The 16,668-nt window shown below is 68.4% G+C and carries 12 protein-coding genes; 7 read left to right on the forward strand and 5 right to left on the reverse strand.

What is annotated here, in order from left to right; all coding sequences use genetic code 11:
* Positions 1–78: 78 nt before the first annotated feature.
* Positions 79–705 carry a signal peptidase I gene (gene lepB / locus AC5P66_RS04775; RefSeq protein WP_099496102.1) on the forward strand — a complete coding sequence of 209 codons (627 nt, stop codon included), beginning with the start codon at positions 79–81 and terminating at the stop codon, positions 703–705.
* Positions 706–830: 125 nt separating this feature from the next.
* Positions 831–2,087 (forward strand): MFS transporter, encoded by a 1,257-nt coding sequence (locus AC5P66_RS04780; RefSeq protein WP_099496103.1) that lies wholly within the window; start codon positions 831–833, stop codon positions 2,085–2,087.
* A gap of 94 nt (positions 2,088–2,181) precedes the next feature.
* Here AC5P66_RS04780 and AC5P66_RS04785 read toward each other — a convergent pair whose 3' ends face one another.
* Both AC5P66_RS04785 and AC5P66_RS04790 read right to left on the reverse strand, forming a co-directional pair.
* Positions 2,182–3,090 (reverse strand): LysR family transcriptional regulator, encoded by a 909-nt coding sequence (locus AC5P66_RS04785; protein WP_049439147.1) that lies wholly within the window; start codon positions 3,088–3,090, stop codon positions 2,182–2,184.
* A gap of 266 nt (positions 3,091–3,356) precedes the next feature.
* The gene (locus AC5P66_RS04790; protein ID WP_049410934.1) at positions 3,357–4,325 is read right to left on the reverse strand and encodes a LysR family transcriptional regulator; all 969 of its coding nucleotides are present in this window, start codon (positions 4,323–4,325) and stop codon (positions 3,357–3,359) included.
* A 109-nt stretch (positions 4,326–4,434) separates the two neighbouring features.
* Here AC5P66_RS04790 and aceB point away from each other — a divergent pair, with 109 nt between their 5' ends.
* The 4 genes from aceB (at position 4,435) to AC5P66_RS04810 (ending at position 11,403) form a co-directional block, all read left to right on the forward strand.
* Complete coding sequence (aceB, locus tag AC5P66_RS04795) at positions 4,435–6,057, forward strand: malate synthase A (RefSeq protein ID WP_099496104.1); 1,623 nt, start codon at positions 4,435–4,437, stop codon at positions 6,055–6,057.
* Positions 6,058–6,121: 64 nt separating this feature from the next.
* Positions 6,122–7,423 (forward strand): isocitrate lyase, encoded by a 1,302-nt coding sequence (gene aceA / locus AC5P66_RS04800; RefSeq protein WP_049410939.1) that lies wholly within the window; start codon positions 6,122–6,124, stop codon positions 7,421–7,423.
* A 433-nt stretch (positions 7,424–7,856) separates the two neighbouring features.
* The gene (locus AC5P66_RS04805) at positions 7,857–8,897 is read left to right on the forward strand and encodes a GGDEF domain-containing protein (RefSeq protein WP_049410942.1); all 1,041 of its coding nucleotides are present in this window, start codon (positions 7,857–7,859) and stop codon (positions 8,895–8,897) included.
* 13 nt (positions 8,898–8,910) lie between these two features.
* Positions 8,911–11,403 (forward strand): putative peptide modification system cyclase, encoded by a 2,493-nt coding sequence (locus AC5P66_RS04810; protein WP_428992440.1) that lies wholly within the window; start codon positions 8,911–8,913, stop codon positions 11,401–11,403.
* A 7-nt stretch (positions 11,404–11,410) separates the two neighbouring features.
* Here AC5P66_RS04810 and AC5P66_RS04815 read toward each other — a convergent pair whose 3' ends face one another.
* On the reverse strand, positions 11,411–11,707 hold the full coding sequence (locus AC5P66_RS04815; RefSeq protein WP_005420725.1) for an NHLP-related RiPP peptide: 297 nt from the start codon (positions 11,705–11,707) through the stop codon (positions 11,411–11,413).
* 138 nt (positions 11,708–11,845) lie between these two features.
* On the opposite strand from AC5P66_RS04815, the gene AC5P66_RS04820 reads away from it, so the two are divergent.
* Positions 11,846–13,012 carry a putative peptide maturation dehydrogenase gene (locus AC5P66_RS04820; RefSeq protein ID WP_049438816.1) on the forward strand — a complete coding sequence of 389 codons (1,167 nt, stop codon included), beginning with the start codon at positions 11,846–11,848 and terminating at the stop codon, positions 13,010–13,012.
* Between the two features lie 19 nt (positions 13,013–13,031).
* Here AC5P66_RS04820 and AC5P66_RS04825 read toward each other — a convergent pair whose 3' ends face one another.
* Positions 13,032–15,047 carry an acetyl/propionyl/methylcrotonyl-CoA carboxylase subunit alpha gene (locus AC5P66_RS04825; protein ID WP_495216103.1) on the reverse strand — a complete coding sequence of 672 codons (2,016 nt, stop codon included), beginning with the start codon at positions 15,045–15,047 and terminating at the stop codon, positions 13,032–13,034.
* A gap of 8 nt (positions 15,048–15,055) precedes the next feature.
* Complete coding sequence (locus tag AC5P66_RS04830) at positions 15,056–16,666, reverse strand: carboxyl transferase domain-containing protein (protein ID WP_099496107.1); 1,611 nt, start codon at positions 16,664–16,666, stop codon at positions 15,056–15,058.
* Positions 16,667–16,668: the final 2 nt, after the last annotated feature.

Consider the following 16,668-nt stretch of genomic DNA (forward strand, 5'->3'; position numbering starts at 1 on the left):
GCTCTACAACAAGCCGGCGCGGGAACCTCTCCCGCCCGGATGTGGTCTGATGCAGTCACCACCCACCCGGAGCCCGTCATGGATGCTGTTGCCCGTCCCCCCTTTTCCCAACGCGCCGTGGCCTGGCTGAAGAAGGAGGCATTGCCGCTGCTGGTGATGCTCGGCCTGCTCGCCGCCGCCCGCGATACCCTAGCCAACCATTACGTGGTGCCGAGTGGCTCGATGCAGCCGACCCTGCAGCCCGGCGACCGGGTGGTGGTGGACATGCGCGCCTATGGCCTGCGCCTGCCGTTCACCAACACGGAACTGATGGCGACCGGCACCCCGCGGCGTGGCGAGGTGGCGGTGTTCGACTCACCGGCCGACGGCACCCGCCTGATCAAGCGCGTGGCGGCGGTGGCCGGTGACCATGTGCAGATGCGCGAGGGCCATCTGAGCATCAACGGCCAGCCGCTGCAGATGGCCGACCTGCAGGACGTGGAAGCCTTCGGCGAGCGCCGTGCCCGCCTTGATCTGGACATGGGCGGCGGTCCGGACATCGCCGATCTGGTGGTGCCGGCCGGCAAGGTGCTGGTGCTGGGGGACCACCGTGGCAACAGCTTCGACGGCCGCTTCTTCGGCTTCGTCGACGCCGACAAGCTCTATGGCCGCGCGGTGGCGGTGTACTACCGCCGCGGTGACGGTTTCGAGTGGCAACGGCTGTAAGCTGAATTGATACTTTCTGTATATCAATCCTGATCTATCAGGTTATGGATCGACTGGATCGACGGGCCTAGTCTGAGGCCCGTTCCCTCCCATGCCCGGCCGTCCCCCACCGGCCCATCGATCCCATGACTGGCGAAACCGCGGCGGCCGTCGAACGCCGCCCCCACACCGTCGACTCCAGCGCCGAGACCCGCATCCAGCAGGGTACGCCGGCCTTCCGCCGCACCGCGCTGGCACTGTTCCTGGCCGGCTTTTCCACCTTCGGCCTGCTGTATACCGTGCAGCCGCTGCTGCCCGAGTTCAGCCGCCACTTCGGCGTGTCGGCCGCCGGCAGCGCGATGTCGCTGTCGCTGACCACCGGCACGCTGGCGGTGGCAATGCTGTTGGCCGGCCTGCTGTCCGACGCGGTCGGCCGCCGCCCGTTGATGATTGCCGCGCTGCTGGCCTCGGCCATGCTGTCGCTGAGCACGGCGCTGGTGGATGACTGGACCACGCTGCTGGTGCTGCGCACCCTGCTCGGCCTGGCGCTGAGCGGCGTGCCGGCAGTGGCGATGACCTACCTGGTCGAGGAAATGGACAGCCGCGCGCTGGGCCTGGCGATGGGCCTGTACATCGGCGGCAACGCCATCGGTGGCATGAGCGGGCGCCTGCTGGCCGGCATCATCGCCGATCACTGGGGCTGGCGCTGGGGCATCGGCGTGGTCTCGATCATCGCGGTGGCCAGCACCGTGCTGCTGTGGCTGCAGCTGCCGCCGTCGCGCCACTTCCATCCCCGTCGTGACGGCCTGCGCCAGTTGCCGTTGCGCTGGCGCCTGCTGTTCGCCGACCCGGGCCTGCCGTGGCTGTTCGCCACCTCGTTCGTGCTGATGGGCGTGTTCGTCACCCTCTACAACTACCTGGGCTATCACCTGCTGGCGCCGCCGTACCACCTCAGCCAGACCGTGGTCGGCCTGATCTTCAGCGTGTACCTGGTGGGCACCTTCAGTTCGGCGTGGATGGGCCAGCAGGCCACGCGCTACGGGCGCGGCCGCATCCTGTCGATCTCGTTCGCGCTGATCGGCGCCGGCATCGCGCTGCTGGCAATGCCGTGGCTGAGTGCGATGGCACTGGGTATCGCGCTGGTCACGTTCGGCTTCTTCGGCGGCCACTCGGTGGCCAGCAGCTGGGTTGGCAGCCGCGCTGGTGCGATGCGGGCGGAAGCCTCGGCGATGTACCTGTTCGCCTACTACCTGGGATCCAGCGTGCTGGGTGGGGTCGGTGGCCTGGCCTATGCGGCCTGGGAATGGCTGGGCGTGTGCGCGTTCGCTGCCGTGCTGACCCTGATCGGGGGCGGCATCATCTGGGCGCTGCAGCAGCGCGCCCCGCAGCCGGTCACCGCGTGACCCAACGCGTACGGTAGTGCCGGCCGCTGGCCGGCATGCCGGCCCATGTGGGGTTGCCGGCCAGCGGCCGGCGCTACCCGGGTGGAGTGCACGCCTACCCTTCGGCGAACGCTCCGCGCAGCAGCCCGGCGAAGTTGCGGATCAGCGGCGTGACGCGCTCGCGATGCCACGCCAGCTGCACCTCCGAATGCGCCCCGGCGTCGGCCAGCGCGACGAAGCGTGCGCCTTCCACCCGGATGTGGTCGCAGGACGATGGCAGGATCGCCGCGCCCAGCCCGGCGGCGGCCAGACTGATCAATGTCGACGCCTCGCCGGCCTCCTGCACGATGCGCGGCGTGAAGCCCGCGGCTGCGCACAACGCGATCATGTGGTCGTGGATGCCCGCGCCGGCGCTACGGCGGAACGCTACGAACGGCTCCTGCGCGAAGTCGCGCAGCGACAGCGTGCCCTGCCTCGACAGCCTGCGCAGGGCAGGGTGGTCGGCGTGCACGATCAGCGCCAGCGGGTCGACGAACAGGCTGTGCGCCACCAGTTCCGGCGGCAGCGCGCGCTTGCGGATGATGCCCACGTCCAGTGAACCGTCGAGCAGCGCGTCGATCTGCTGCAGCGTGTTCATCTCGCTCAGCTGCAGCCGCACCTGCGGGTACTGCTGACGGTAGCGCAGGATCGAACGCGGAATCTGCGGAGACAGCGGCGTCGCCCGGGTCAGACCGATATGCAGTTCACCCTGCTCACCACGCTGTGCACGCTGCACCTCGTCCACGGCCGTTTCCACCTGCTGCACGATGGCGCGCGCGCGCTCCTGCAGCAGTTCGCCCGCAGGCGTCAGCTGCACGCGACGATGGCTGCGCACGAACAGGCGCGCGCCAATCAGTTCTTCCAGCTGGCGGATCTGCTGGCTGAGCGGCGGCTGTGACATGCCCAGCCGCTCCGCCGCCTGGCCGAAGTGCAGCGTATCGGCGACAGCGAGGAAGTAGCGCAGGTGACGGAGTTCGATGGACATGCGTCCAGTTTATTCATCGTCAGCCGGGAATGGGGTCAGAGCCCGCTGCGCAGCAACGGGATCCGACCCCGACAGATCGCGGAAACCTGTCAGAGGCGGGGCGGTGTGGGTGGGCAGGACCGTTGGCGCCATGGATGGCGCCATCGAGCCCCCAGGGAGGTACGGCGTGTCCTGCCCACCCACACCGCCCCGCCATCAACGGATAGCAGGCTTTTGCTGTTGCTTTGGCTTCAGCAGGTGCAGGGCGCAGCCCTGCCGGCAAACCCTCACCGCTCCGAATGCCCGCTCTGATCGTAATCGCGCGGACTGAACAACTCCGGCTGGATCAGCTCGATGAACGCCCGCGCCTGCGCCGACAACGCCTTGCCCCGGCGCACGATCACCCCGTAGCTGCGCTCGGGGAACCAGCGCTTCATCGATCGCGCCGCCAGCCGCTCGTGGTCGGCCTCGTTCAGGCACAGCGCCGGCACGATGGAAATGCCCATGCCCATCGCCACGTACTGCTTGATCACTTCCCAGCCCCCCACCTCCAGCGCCACGGTGTAGGCGATGCGGTGGCGCTGGAATACCTGGTCGACCAGCCGGTAGGTGATCTGCCGCTTCGGTGGCAGCACCAGCGGATAGCGCGCGATGTCGGCCAGCTCCAGCTCGGCACCGCTGGCCAGCGGATGGTCATGCGGCGCGATCAGCACCTGTTCGAAGCGGTAGGCCGGCGCATAGCTGAGGTCGGCCGGCACATCGGTCATCGAACCGATCGCCAGGTCGGCGGCATCCTCGCGCAGCAGGTCGGTGCCGTCGGCGCTGATCGCGTTGTGCAGGGTCAGGCGCACGTCCGGGTGGTGCAGGCGGAAGCGCTCGACGATCTTCGGCAGCAGGTACAGGATGGTCGAACTGTTGGCGGCAATGTTCAGCTCACCCGCGTCCAGGCCGCGCACCTTGTCGCGGAAGCGCGCCTCCAGCCCGTCCAGGTTCTCCACCAGCGGCTGCGCCATTTCGTACAGCAGCTGGCCCTCGCGGCTGGGCACCAGGCGGCGCCCGCTGCGCTCGAACAATGGCACCCCCAGCTCCCGTTCCAACGCCTGCAACTGCAGGCTGATGGCCGGCTGGCTGACGAACAGCGCCTCAGCCGCCCGTGAGACCGAGCCGAGGCGCACGGTCTGGCAGAACGCGCGCAGCGGCTTGAGCCGGTCGGATTTGTAGGAAAAACGAGGACTTGGCGAGGCGCGTGTGCTCATCGTGTAACGAGTATTAGCACAATTTATGTAAAACATTGCAAAAACTGTTTTGCCAAATACTGAGGCCCGGCGGCACCGTGGAGACGTTCCCCACCGCTGGAGTCGCCCCATGTCCGCCGTCGCTTCCGCTGTTTCCACCCCTGCCAGCAAGGCCACCCCCGGCATCGCCCTGGCGACCCGCGTGGCCGGCCAGGACATCGTGCTGCCGGCGCCGCTGCTGGCCCTGCTGGTGTCGCTGCACCGTGCGGTGGAACCGGGCCGGCAGGCGAGGCTGCAGGCCCGCCGCGAGCGCCAGGCGTTCTTCGACCAGGGCGGCCTGCCGGACTTCCGCGAAGACACCACCGCGATCCGTAGCGGCGACTGGCGCGTTGCGCCGCTGCCGGCCGCGCTGCAGGACCGCCGCGTCGAGATCACCGGCCCGACCGACCCGAAGATGGTCATCAACGCGCTGAACTCCGGCGCCAAGGTGTTCATGGCCGACTTCGAGGATTCGACCTCGCCGACCTGGCGCAACCTGCTGGCCGGCCAGCAGTCGCTGGCTGCGGCGGTGCGCGGCGATCTGGAATACACCGCCCCCAATGGCAAGCACTACACGCTGCGCCCGTACGACGAACAGGCGGTGCTGATCGTGCGCCCGCGTGGCTGGCACCTGGACGAGAAGCACGTACGCGTCGACGGCCAGTTCCTCGCCGGTGGCCTGTTCGATGCGGCGGTGTTCGCCTTTCACAACGCCCGCACCCTGCAGGCGAAGGATCGTGGCCCGTACTTCTACCTGCCCAAGCTGCAGAGCATGGAAGAGGCGGCGCTGTGGGAGACCGCGCTGTCGCACATCGAGGGCATGCTCGGCCTGCCGCACGGCCAGATCAAGGTGACCGTGCTGATCGAAACGCTGCCGGCGGTGTTCGAGATGGACGAGATCCTGCACGCGCTGCGTGATCGTATCGTCGGCCTGAACTGCGGGCGCTGGGACTACATCTTCTCGTACCTGAAGACCTTCCGCCGCCACGCCGACCGCGTCCTGCCCGAACGTGGCCAGGTGACCATGACCCAGCCGTTCCTGAAGGCCTATTCGGAACTGCTGATCCAGACCTGCCACCGCCGTGGCGCGCATGCGATGGGGGGCATGGCCGCGCAGATTCCGATCAACAACGATGCCGCCGCCAACGAACAGGCGATGGCCCGCGTGCGCGCCGACAAGCTGCGCGAAGTCAGCGCCGGCCACGACGGCACCTGGGTCGCGCACCCGGCGCTGATTCCGGTGGCGATGGCGATCTTCGACGAGCACATGCCCGGCCCGAACCAGCACGGCGTGCTGCGCCAGGATGTGCGCGTCGGCCGCGACGAACTGATCGCGCGGCCGCCGGGCACGATCACCCGCGCCGGCTTCGAAGGCAACGTGGAAGTCTGCGTGCGCTACCTGGCCGCTTGGCTGGATGGCAATGGCTGCGTGCCGATCCACCACCTGATGGAGGACGCGGCCACCGCCGAGATCAGCCGCAGCCAGCTGTGGCAATGGCTGCACACCCCGGGCCAGCAGCTGGATGACGGCACTGCGATCGACCTGGCCCTGCTGGATGCCACCCTGGCGCAGCTGCCGGCGCGGCTGGGCGACTCCACCGCGCTGCCCGGCGGCGCGCGCATCGGCGAGGCCATCGCCCTGCTCGGCGAACTGAGCCGCAGCGACGAACTGACCGATTTCCTGACCCTGCCGGCCTACGCGCGCATCGACTGACCGCCGCCCGCGTCTGCCGCCGTTTCCCTCCCCGCTGCACGCACGAACCGAACTGGAGAAAGACATGAGCAAGCTGCCCACTGCCGAACAGATCCAGCACGACTGGGACACCCACCCGCGTTGGGAGGGCATCCAGCGCAACTACAGCGCCGCCGACGTGGTGCGCCTGCGCGGCACCGTCCACATCGAGCATTCGCTGGCCCGCCTGGGCGCCGAGAAGCTGTGGGCGTCGCTGCACGAGCGCGAGTTCGTCAACGCGCTGGGTGCGCTGACCGGCAACCAGGCCATGCAGCAGGTCAAGGCCGGCCTGAAGGCGATCTACCTGTCCGGTTGGCAGGTGGCGGCCGACGCCAACCTGGCCGGGCAGATGTATCCGGACCAGTCGCTGTACCCGGCTGATTCGGTGCCGGCGGTGGTCAAGCGCATCAACAACACGCTGCTGCGCGCCGACCAGTTGCACCACGCCGAAGGCAAGGATGACATCGACTTCCTGCAGCCGATCGTGGCCGATGCCGAGGCCGGCTTCGGCGGCGTGCTCAACGCCTTTGAACTGATGAAGGCGATGATCGAGGCCGGTGCCGCCGGCGTGCACTTCGAGGACCAGCTGGCCTCGGTCAAGAAGTGCGGGCACATGGGCGGCAAGGTGCTGGTGCCGACCCGCGAGGCCATCGAGAAGCTCAACGCCGCGCGCCTGGCCGCCGACGTGCTGGGTGTGCCGACCCTGCTGGTCGCGCGCACCGATGCCGAAGCGGCTGATCTGCTGACCAGCGACATCGACGGCAACGACAAGCCGTTCACCACCGGTGAGCGCACCGTCGAAGGCTTCTACAAGACCCGCAACGGCCTGGACCAAGCGATCAGCCGCGGCCTGGCCTATGCGCCCTACGCCGACCTGGTGTGGTGCGAGACCGGCAAGCCGGACCTGGAGTTCGCACGCAAATTCGCCGAGGCGATCCACGCGAAGTTCCCCGGCAAGCTGCTGGCCTACAACTGCTCGCCCAGCTTCAACTGGAAGAAGAACCTGGACGACGCCACCATTGCCAAGTTCCAGCGCGAACTGGGCAGCTACGGCTACAAGTTCCAGTTCATCACCCTGGCCGGGTTCCATGCGCTGAACTACGGCATGTTCAACCTGGCCCACGGCTACGCACGCCGCCAGATGAGCGCGTTCGTGGAACTGCAGGAAGCCGAGTTCGAAGCGGCCGAGCGCGGGTTCACTGCGGTCAAGCACCAGCGTGAGGTTGGTACCGGCTATTTCGACGCGGTGACCCAGGCGATCCAGCAGGGCCAGTCCTCGACCACCGCGCTGACCGGCTCGACCGAGGAAGAACAGTTCCATGGCGGGCGCAGCGAACGCGCGGCGTGATGCGGCGCGCCGCGTGATCCGGTAGTGCCGGCCGCTGGCCGGCAATCACAGGATGCTCCCAGCGCGGCGTGGCAGCCGGCCAGCGGCCGGCTCTACCGCCTCGAAATCCGATCAGGGTGGCCAGGGAAGGGCCAGGCAACGCCGGCCGGTCGGGGGACCTGCCGGCGTTGTTGTATCGATGCAAGGGTGCAGCCAGCGGGCAGCGTCAATCAGGCGCACCCCGGGTTCCGGCAACTTGGCCGAATCCCTGTGAAACCCGGCATCGAATTGATCCAGCAGGGGTTTTGCCCGGGCACCCGTGACCAGAACGGGCCACCACCGATCTTCACATCAATCAAGATCGGCAGAAGGGCCAAAATGAGATAGGGCGCACACTTTAAAGCGGTGCTATGCTCCGCGGCTCACCAGGGGACGCTGGCGGCGGGTGCAGGGAATGACCGGCAGGGGTGCGGCCGAGAACAGTGACATGACGACAGGTATCGCCCGGGTGGCGATGGCCGAGATCGTGCACGCGCTGTTGTCAGATGCCGAGGTGGCATTGTTCGCCAGATTCGCCCGCGCATGCAAGCTCCGTGCCGGGCAGTGGCTGTTCCAGCGTGGCCACCGCGGCGAGCGCATGTATGTGATCCTCGAGGGCCAGATCGAACTGGACTTCGGCGAGGACCTGGTGATCAAGACACTCGGGCAGCATGAGTTCTTCGGAGAACTGGGCCTGCTGGTCGGCGACCACCTGCGCAGCGCCAGCGCGCGCGCGCTGGTCGACTGCGATGTGCTGGAACTGGGGCCGGCTGATTTCCACCGGCTGGTCGAATCCGATCCGGGTCTGGTGGCCTACTTCCTGCGCCGCACGATCATGCGCGTGCTGGCCAACGAACAGGCCCTGATCAGCCAGCTGCGCCGGCGCAACCACGATCTGGAAACCGCGCTGGACAACCTCTACATCACCACCCACCAGCTGACCCACACCCGCGAGCTGGTGCGTACCGATGAACTGACCGGCCTGCACAACCGCCGTGGCCTCACCCTGTACCTGCAGGAGTGCCGCGAGCGTGCCGAGGGGCCGCCGCAGGCGCTGCTGCTGATCGACTGCGACCGTTTCAAGCAGATCAATGACCGCCACGGCCACCAGGCCGGCGACCGGGTGCTGCAGAGCATGGGCAACATCCTGCGCTCGATGGCTGGCGAACAGGACCTGGCCTGCCGGCTCGGCGGCGACGAGTTCTGCCTGATGCTGCGCCGTGGCAACCGCGAGATCGTGCAGCACGCTGCCGAGTTCATCCTCAGTGCGGTGCACGGCCTGCTCGAGCGCAGCCACGGTACGCCGCATGTAAGCCTGGTCAGCATCGGGGCCAGCCTGCTGGATGCCGACGCGGGCTGGAGCGAGTGGTATGCCAGCGCCGATCGGGCGCTGTACCGGGCCAAGCGTGATGGCGGCAACTGCCTGCGCTGGGTGGATGATCCGGACGGCCAATAGGGAGATGCAGGCGATGAATGGCGACAACGGAACGTCAGCCCCGCATAGCCCACAGCTACGCGCCCTGCTGTTCACTGATCTGTGTGATTCGCTGCAGCTGGTCGAGCGGATCGGCGACGTGGCGGCGGCGAACCTGTTCCAGGAGCACGACCGCCTGGTGCTGGTGCTGCAGCACCGCTGGAATGGCCAGCTGATCGATCGTTCGGACGGCCTGTTCATGCTGTTCGAGCGCGCCATCGATGCCCTGGGCTTCGCCCTGGACTACCAGCGCGAACTGCATGCGCTGGGCCAGCAGCGTGCGATTGAACTGCGCGCACGTGCCGGCCTGCATGTGGGTGACGTGCTGACCTGGGAAAACAGTGCCGAGGCGGTCCGCGCCGGTGCCAAGTCGATGGAAGTGGAAGGCCTGGCCAAGCCGATGGCGGCGCGCCTGATGATGCTGGCCCGGCCCGGCCAGATCCTGTTGTCGGCGGTAGCCGAATCGCTGACCCGCCGTGCCACCGATGCGTTGGGGGAGCGCGGCACGCGCCTGTTGTGGAAGTCACACGGGCGCTGGCGCTTCAAGGGCGTGCCGGTGGTACAGGAAGTGATCGAAGTGGGCGAGATCGGCTCCGCACCGCTGCGCATGCCGCGTGCCAATGCCAAGGCCCGCCGCGACCTGCCGTTGTGGCGGCAGCCGCTGGTGCTGGCCGCGGAAGGCTTGGTACTGACGGTGGTGGTGCTGGGCGGGTGGCTGCTGCTGCGGCCGGAACCGGCGATCGCGTTCGCCGAGCGCGACTGGGTGGTGCTCGGTGATGTCGACAACCTCACCGGCGACCCGATCTTCGACGACTCGATGCGGCACGCCATCCGGATTGCGCTGGAGCAGTCGCGCTACGTGAACGTGCTGTCGGAGGGCAAGATCCGCGAAAGCCTGGAAATGGCGCGGCTCTCGGGCGATACCCGGCTCAGCCGCGATACCGCGGCCAACGTGGCGGTGCGGGAAGGCGCGCGCGCCGTGCTGCTGCCGACGGTGCGGCAGAAGATCGGTGGCTACGAGCTGGCCATCGATGTCGCCGCACCCGGCACCGGCCAGGTGATCCAGACGTTCACCGCCACCGTGGATCGATCCGACCAGATGGTGTTCGCGGTGGACGACGTGGTCGGGCGCCTGCGTCGCGGACTGGGCGAATCGGTGGCGAGCCTGGAACAGTCGTTGCCGCTGCCGCGGGCATCGACCCAGGACCTTCGCGCACTGCGGGCGTTCGCGCTGGCCGAGAATGCACTGGGCCAGCGTCGCTTCGAGGAGGCGCGCAACCTGTACCAGGCGGCGATCGATATCGATCCTGGTTTCGCCCTGGCCTACATGGGCGTGGCCAAACTGCATGCGCGCGTCGAAGAAGGGCGGCGTGCACGCGAAGCCATGCAGCATGCGCTGGACCTGCAGGATCGGCTGCCGCCACGCGAGCGGCTGTACCTGAAGGCCTGGATGGCCGAGCTGGAGCCGGGTGGCTGGGCGCTGGAGCAATGGCGCACGCTGGCCAAGGTCTATCCGGATTCGTTCGCGGGGCTGTCCAACACGTCCTGGTACCTGCTGCAGGCCAACCAGTTCAGCGAGGCCGAACCCTATGCGCGTGCGGCCGCAGTGCCGCAGGATCCGCTGCGGCTGTATCCGCTGGTCCACCTGGTGCGGATACAGATCGCTGCCAACCAACCGCAGCTCGCTGCCGAAACGCTGGCCCAGGCGCAGGTCCTGCGCGGTCGCGATGATGCCGATGAGACCGGCGTGGATGTGCTGGTGGCGCAGGGACAGTACGCGAAGGCCGCGCAGCTGTTGCCGCAGATCCACGCCAGTGATGGCCTGCAGGAGCGGATGAAGCTGCGTGCGCAGTTGTTGCTGGCTGCTGCGCAGCGCGATTGCGCGGCCATGCAGCAGGCGATAAGCGAAGATGCAGCGGCGCCGACGCTGATCGACCTGCAGGTGCAGCAGCGCCTGCAGCACGCCAGCGTGGCGGCGCTGTGCCCGAGCGCTGACCGTGCCGGGCTGCAGGCCATTGCGGCGCTGCTGCAGCCGATGCTGCAGGAGCGTGATGATCCCATGCTGCATGCCCGTGGCCTGCAATGGCTGGCGCTGGTCCACCTGGCGCAGCGGCAGGGCCAGTTCGAACTGGCCAGGCGTTGGCTGGACGAGCAGCGGCCCCTGCTGCGCAGCCTGCGCAGTCCGGTCGCGGACCGCTGGCTGCGCATCGTCAGCGCCATGGATGAGCTGCAGAGGCAGCGGCCCGAGGCGGCCCGCACCCTGATCGAGCCGATGCTCGATGGCAGCGAGCCGGTGCAGGCGCACGTCGTGCTGCTGCTCGCGCTGCGTGCGCAGGGCGATGAAGCCGCCGTACGCCGCCAGCAGGCATGGCTGGCCCAGCATCGCGGCCAGGCCATTGCCGAGGTCACCGCCCTGCAGGTGTGGCAACCGCTGAACGTGCATGACGTCTCCACGTGGGGCACGCCGGCCACGGCCGGCGCACCCTGATGGCGGGTCAGCCGTCGATGCGCTCGCCGACCTTGCCGGCTTCGAAGCAGAACACCACGGTCATGGCCGCCACCGACCCGGACAGGTGGGCCTGCAGCCCGTCACGCACCTGGCTCAGCTCTTCGACCGAGGCCAGGGTGCCGATCTTCATGCAGTCGTTCTCGCCAACGGCACCGTCCAGCCCGATCGAGGCCAGCGCCTTGGCTGGCGACGCGGTGAAGTGGCTGCGGAAGTCGTCATTGCCGATCAGGTGGTCCAGCAGGAGGCTGGCGTCTGCGGCGGAAAGGCGGGGATGGGTGCTCATGGGGATCGTCCGTAGGTGGAGTTTCTCGTATCGGCCGCGACAGCCTGCCATTGAGGGCCGCGCTGTGCACATCGCTAAAGTTGGCCGCGCCGCGGTCGTTGCTGCTATGCCGGTTGTGCGGCAGAAGGAAGGAAACCCATGCGCCTGCGCCGCTGCGCCAGCCTGATGTTCGAGCCCCGCGAGGCAGTCACCCTGGACCTGCGCGCGATGCTGGCCGGCCATGCCGAGATGGACAGCCAGATCAGCTGGGTGGCGCTGGCCGCGCATCTGGACCAGCCACTGCCGGTGGACGCCGAGGAGCGCCAGCTGCTGGGCGAGCTCAGCGCGCACCGCTGGAGCGAACCGCCCGCCGATGCCTCCCCGGCGATGCTGGCCCGCCTGGTCGAGCAGGGCCTGCTGCTGACCGACCCGCCGAGCGAGGTGGGGCACCAGCTGCGCGACGAGGCGCTGCGGCGCAGCCAGTGGTGGCCGCTGGCTGCACTGGCCCATCGCCATGCACGCTGGCAGGCCGTGGACAGCGTGGAGGACATGCGCCGGCAGGGGTTGGACACCGCTGCCGGCCTGCGCCAGCGCCTCGGGCCGCCACCGCCGGTGGTGCAGCCCATGCAGGGCGACTACCAGCCGCTGCCGCGCAGCGAAGAGGCCGCGTTCGACGCACTGCTGGCGCGCCGCACCACCTGCCGCAATTTCGACCCGCAGCGCGCGCTGCCGCTGCCGCTGCTGGCCCAGGTGCTGCAGCGCACGCTGATGGCGCACGCGGTGCAGAAGGTCGAGCGCGATACCGAGTTCCTGAAGAAGAACGTGCCCTCCGGTGGCGGCCTGCATCCCACCGAAGGTTTCCTGCTGGTACAGAACGTAAAGGGGCTGGCACCTGGGCTATACCACTACCACCCCGTGCAGCACGCGGTACTGCCGTTGCCCTCGCCGCCGCCCGATGCATTGCCGGCGCTGGCGCGGCGGATGCTGTCCGGGCAGGCGTGGTTCGCCGATGCGCCAGCGCTGCTGGTGCTGGCGCCGCGCTATGACCGCTGCTTCTGGAAGTACCGCAACCACGCCAAGGCGCATCGTGCGGTCACGCTGGATGTCGGCCACATCTCGCAGCTGCTGTATCTGTGCGCGACCGAGCGCGGGCTGGCGGCGTTCGTGACAGCGGCCATCAACGATGCCGATGTCGATCGTGCCTTCGGCTTCGACGGCATCGGCCAGAGCGCGATGGCCATCTGTGGCCTGGGCTGGCGCAGTGCCACGCTGGACACGGCCGAATTCGATCCCGCCGGGCGGGTGGCAACGGGCGACGACCGCTGAGCGGTCGCCACCCCAGCGTTCACGCCGCCTCGAAATCGACCAGCACCGCGCCGTCGCCGACCTGGTCACCGGCCTTGGCGCGGTAGCCCTTCACCATGCCGTCGGCCGGTGCCTGCAGGGTGTGCTCCATCTTCATCGCTTCCAGCACCACCAGCGGCGTGCCGCGCTTGACCTCGGTACCGGCGGCGACCAGCGTGGCCACGATCTTCCCGGGCATCGGTGCCAGCAGGCTGCCGGCATCGGCCACGGCGTGGTCCGATTCGCCCACCGGATCATGCAGGGTGAAACGGTGCTGGCCGTCGGTGCCGAACAGGTACAGCTGGTCACCGTCGCGCAGCAGCTGCAGCGACCCGCGGCGGTCGCCCAGCTGCACCGCCAGCCCCCGCTCATCGGCTGTGCCGATCACCTGCACGGGTGCTGCGTCATCGCACTGCACACGCCAGCCATCGGCCTGCGCCCACACCTTCAGCGTGTGCCGGCGTTCGCCCTGCTGCAGCGGCAGCACGCGCGGCGCGGGCGCGCCAAGGCGCCAGCCGTCCTGCGCCTGCCACGGCGAATGCGGGTCGCGCGCATCGCTGGCTGCACCTGCAGTAGTGGCCACGGCGGCCACCGCCGCCAGCAGCCACAGCGCATCATCGCTGTCACCCACCCGGCTCAATGCGGCCTGCTCGCGCTCGATCAGCGCGGTATCCAGCTTGGCGTGGGTAAACGAATCGGTCTTCACCAGGCGGCGCAGGAAACCGGCATTGGTGGTCACGCCCACCACCTGGCAGTCGGCCAGGGCCTGGCTCATGCGGCGCAGCGCGGCGTCGCGGTCCACGTCCCAGACGATCAGCTTGGCAATCATGGGATCGTAGTACGGCGTGATGCTGTCGCCTTCCTCGACACCGGTATCGACGCGCACGTGGGCCGACGCGGCCGGCAGGCGCAGGCGGCGCAGGGTGCCGGTGGACGGCAGGAAGCCGCGGTCGGCGTCTTCGGCATACAGCCGCGCCTCGATGGCGTGGCCGTGGATCGCCAGCTGCTCCTGGCGCAGCGGCAGCGGCTGGCCCGAGGCCACGCGCAGCTGCCACTCCACCAGGTCGGTGCCGGTGATGTACTCGGTGACCGGGTGTTCGACCTGCAGGCGGGTGTTCATTTCCATGAAGTAGAAATCGCCGTCCGGGCCGGCGATGAATTCCACCGTCCCGGCACCGACGTAGCCCACCGCGCGCGCGGCATCGACCGCGGCCTTGCCCATCGCAGCACGACGTTCGGGGCTCATGCCCGGGGCGGGCGCCTCTTCCAGCACCTTCTGGTGGCGGCGCTGCACCGAGCAATCGCGCTCGAACAGGTAGACCGCATCACCGTGGCTGTCGCCGAACACCTGGATCTCGATATGGCGCGGGCGCTCGACGTACTTCTCGACCAGCACATGGTCGTTGCCGAATGCCGAGGCGGCCTCGCGCTGGCAGCTGGCCAGTGCATCGACGAAGTCCTCGCTGCGTTCGACCTTGCGCATGCCCTTGCCACCGCCACCGGCGCTGGCCTTGATCAGTACCGGGTAGCCGATGGCATCGGCCTGCGCGCGCAGGAACGCCGGTTCCTGCTGGTCGCCGTGGTAGCCCGGCGTCAGCGGCACACCGGCCTTGGCCATCAATGCCTTGGCGGCGCTCTTGTCACCCATCGCGCGGATCGCGCTGGCCGGCGGCCCGATGAAGGTGACGCCGGCGGCGGCGCAGGCATCGGCGAAGTCGGCATTCTCGGACAGGAAGCCGTAACCCGGGTGGATCGCCTGCGCGCCGGTCAGGCGTGCGGCGTCGAGCAGCGCGTCGCCCCGCAGGTAGCTCTCACGCGCGGCGGCCGGGCCGATGTGGATGGCCTCGTCGGCCAGGCGTACGTGGCGTGCATTGCGGTCGGCATCGGAATACACCGCCACGGTGGCGATGCCGAGGCGGCGGCAGGTGGCGATGACGCGGCAGGCGATTTCGCCGCGGTTGGCGATCAGGACTTTGGTGAACATGGCAACGGGCTTCATGGGAGCGTGCTCGGTCATGGCATGGATTACATGCGGAACACGCCGAAGCGCGTCTGCTGCGGGGCGGCGTTGAGGCTGGCCGACAGCGCCAGCGCCAGCACCCGGCGGGTGTCGGCCGGATCGATCACGCCGTCGTCCCACAGGCGCGCGCTGGCGTAGTACGGGTGGCCCTGCTGCTCGAACTGGTCGCGGATCGGTGCCTTGAACGCGTCTTCCTCCGCTGCCGGCCACTGGCCACCCTTGGCCTCGATGCCATCGCGCTTGACCGTGGCCAGCACGCTGGCGGCCTGTTCGCCACCCATCACGCCGATGCGCGCGTTCGGCCACATCCACAGGAAGTTCGGCGAGTATGCACGGCCGCACATGCCGTAGTTGCCGGCACCGAACGAACCGCCGATGACCACGGTGAACTTCGGTACCCTGGCACAGGCCACCGCCATCACCAGCTTGGCACCGTCCTTGGCGATGCCGCCCTGTTCGTACTTGCGGCCGACCATGAAGCCGGTGATGTTCTGCAGGAATACCAGCGGGATGTTGCGCTGGGTGCACAGCTCGATGAAGTGCGCGCCCTTCAGTGCCGACTCGGAGAACAGGATGCCGTTGTTGGCGATGATGCCGATCGGGTAGCCGTTCAGATGAGCGAAGCCGGTGACCAGCGTTGCGCCGTAGCGCGGCTTGAACTCATCGAAGCGCGAGCCATCGACCAGCCGCGCGATCACTTCGCGCACGTCGTAGGGCTTGCGCGTATCGGCCGGGATCACCCCGTACAGTTCGTGTGCTGGCAGCAGCGGTTCTTCGGTCGGCTGCACCGCCATTGCCGATTCCGGCTTGCGCCAGTTGAGCTGGGCGATGATCGCGCGCACCCGTGCCAGTGCCTGCAGGTCGTTGTCGGCCATGTGGTCAGCCACGCCGGAGATGCGCGTATGCACATCGGCACCGCCCAGTTCCTCGGCCGTCACCACTTCGCCGGTGGCCGCCTTCACCAGCGGCGGGCCGCCGAGGAAGATCGTGCCCTGCTCGCGCACGATCACCGTCTCGTCGCTCATCGCTGGCACATAGGCACCACCAGCGGTGCAGCTGCCCATCACGCAGGCGATCTGCGGAATGCCCTGCGCCGACAGGTTGGCCTGGTTGTAGAAGATGCGGCCGAAATGGTCGCGGTCGGGAAAGACTTCGTCCTGCAGCGGCAGGAACGCGCCACCGGAATCGACCAGGTAGATGCACGGCAGGTGGTTCTGCTCGGCGATCTCCTGCGCGCGCAGGTGCTTCTTCACCGTCATCGGGTAGTAGGTGCCGCCCTTGACCGTGGCATCGTTGGCCACGATCACGCATTCCACGCCGCTCACGCGGCCGATTCCGGCCACTACGCCAGCGGCCGGCACGGCGTCTTCGTACATGCCGTGCGCGGCCAGCGGCGCGATTTCCAGGAAGGCGCTGCCGGGGTCGAGCAGCGCGTCGATGCGGTCACGCACCAGCAGCTTGCCGCGCGCGGTGTGCTTGGCGCGTGCGGCTTCGCTGCCACCCAGCGCGGTGCGGGCAAGGGTGGCATGCAGGTCGTCGACCACGGCCTGCATGGCCGCGCGGTTGCTTTCAAACGTTTCGCTGCCCGGTTGCAGCTGGGTGCTCAATACGGTCATCG

The sequence above is a fragment of the Stenotrophomonas sp. YJH_SMC_122 genome (assembly GCF_059369535.1).

Excerpts from the sequence above, each read along its gene's own strand:
- lepB (WP_099496102.1), top strand. The coding sequence starts at position 79 with ATGGATGCTGTTGCCCGTCCCCCCTTTTCCCAACGCGCCGTGGCCTGG.
- AC5P66_RS04780 (WP_099496103.1), top strand. The coding sequence starts at position 831 with ATGACTGGCGAAACCGCGGCGGCCGTCGAACGCCGCCCCCACACCGTC.
- AC5P66_RS04785 (WP_049439147.1), bottom strand. The coding sequence starts at position 3,090 with ATGTCCATCGAACTCCGTCACCTGCGCTACTTCCTCGCTGTCGCCGAT.
- AC5P66_RS04790 (WP_049410934.1), bottom strand. The coding sequence starts at position 4,325 with ATGAGCACACGCGCCTCGCCAAGTCCTCGTTTTTCCTACAAATCCGAC.
- aceB (WP_099496104.1), top strand. The coding sequence starts at position 4,435 with ATGTCCGCCGTCGCTTCCGCTGTTTCCACCCCTGCCAGCAAGGCCACC.
- aceA (WP_049410939.1), top strand. The coding sequence starts at position 6,122 with ATGAGCAAGCTGCCCACTGCCGAACAGATCCAGCACGACTGGGACACC.
- AC5P66_RS04805 (WP_049410942.1), top strand. The coding sequence starts at position 7,857 with ATGACCGGCAGGGGTGCGGCCGAGAACAGTGACATGACGACAGGTATC.
- AC5P66_RS04810 (WP_428992440.1), top strand. The coding sequence starts at position 8,911 with ATGAATGGCGACAACGGAACGTCAGCCCCGCATAGCCCACAGCTACGC.
- AC5P66_RS04815 (WP_005420725.1), bottom strand. The coding sequence starts at position 11,707 with ATGAGCACCCATCCCCGCCTTTCCGCCGCAGACGCCAGCCTCCTGCTG.
- AC5P66_RS04820 (WP_049438816.1), top strand. The coding sequence starts at position 11,846 with ATGCGCCTGCGCCGCTGCGCCAGCCTGATGTTCGAGCCCCGCGAGGCA.
- AC5P66_RS04825 (WP_495216103.1), bottom strand. The coding sequence starts at position 15,047 with ATGACCGAGCACGCTCCCATGAAGCCCGTTGCCATGTTCACCAAAGTC.
- AC5P66_RS04830 (WP_099496107.1), bottom strand. The coding sequence starts at position 16,666 with ATGACCGTATTGAGCACCCAGCTGCAACCGGGCAGCGAAACGTTTGAA.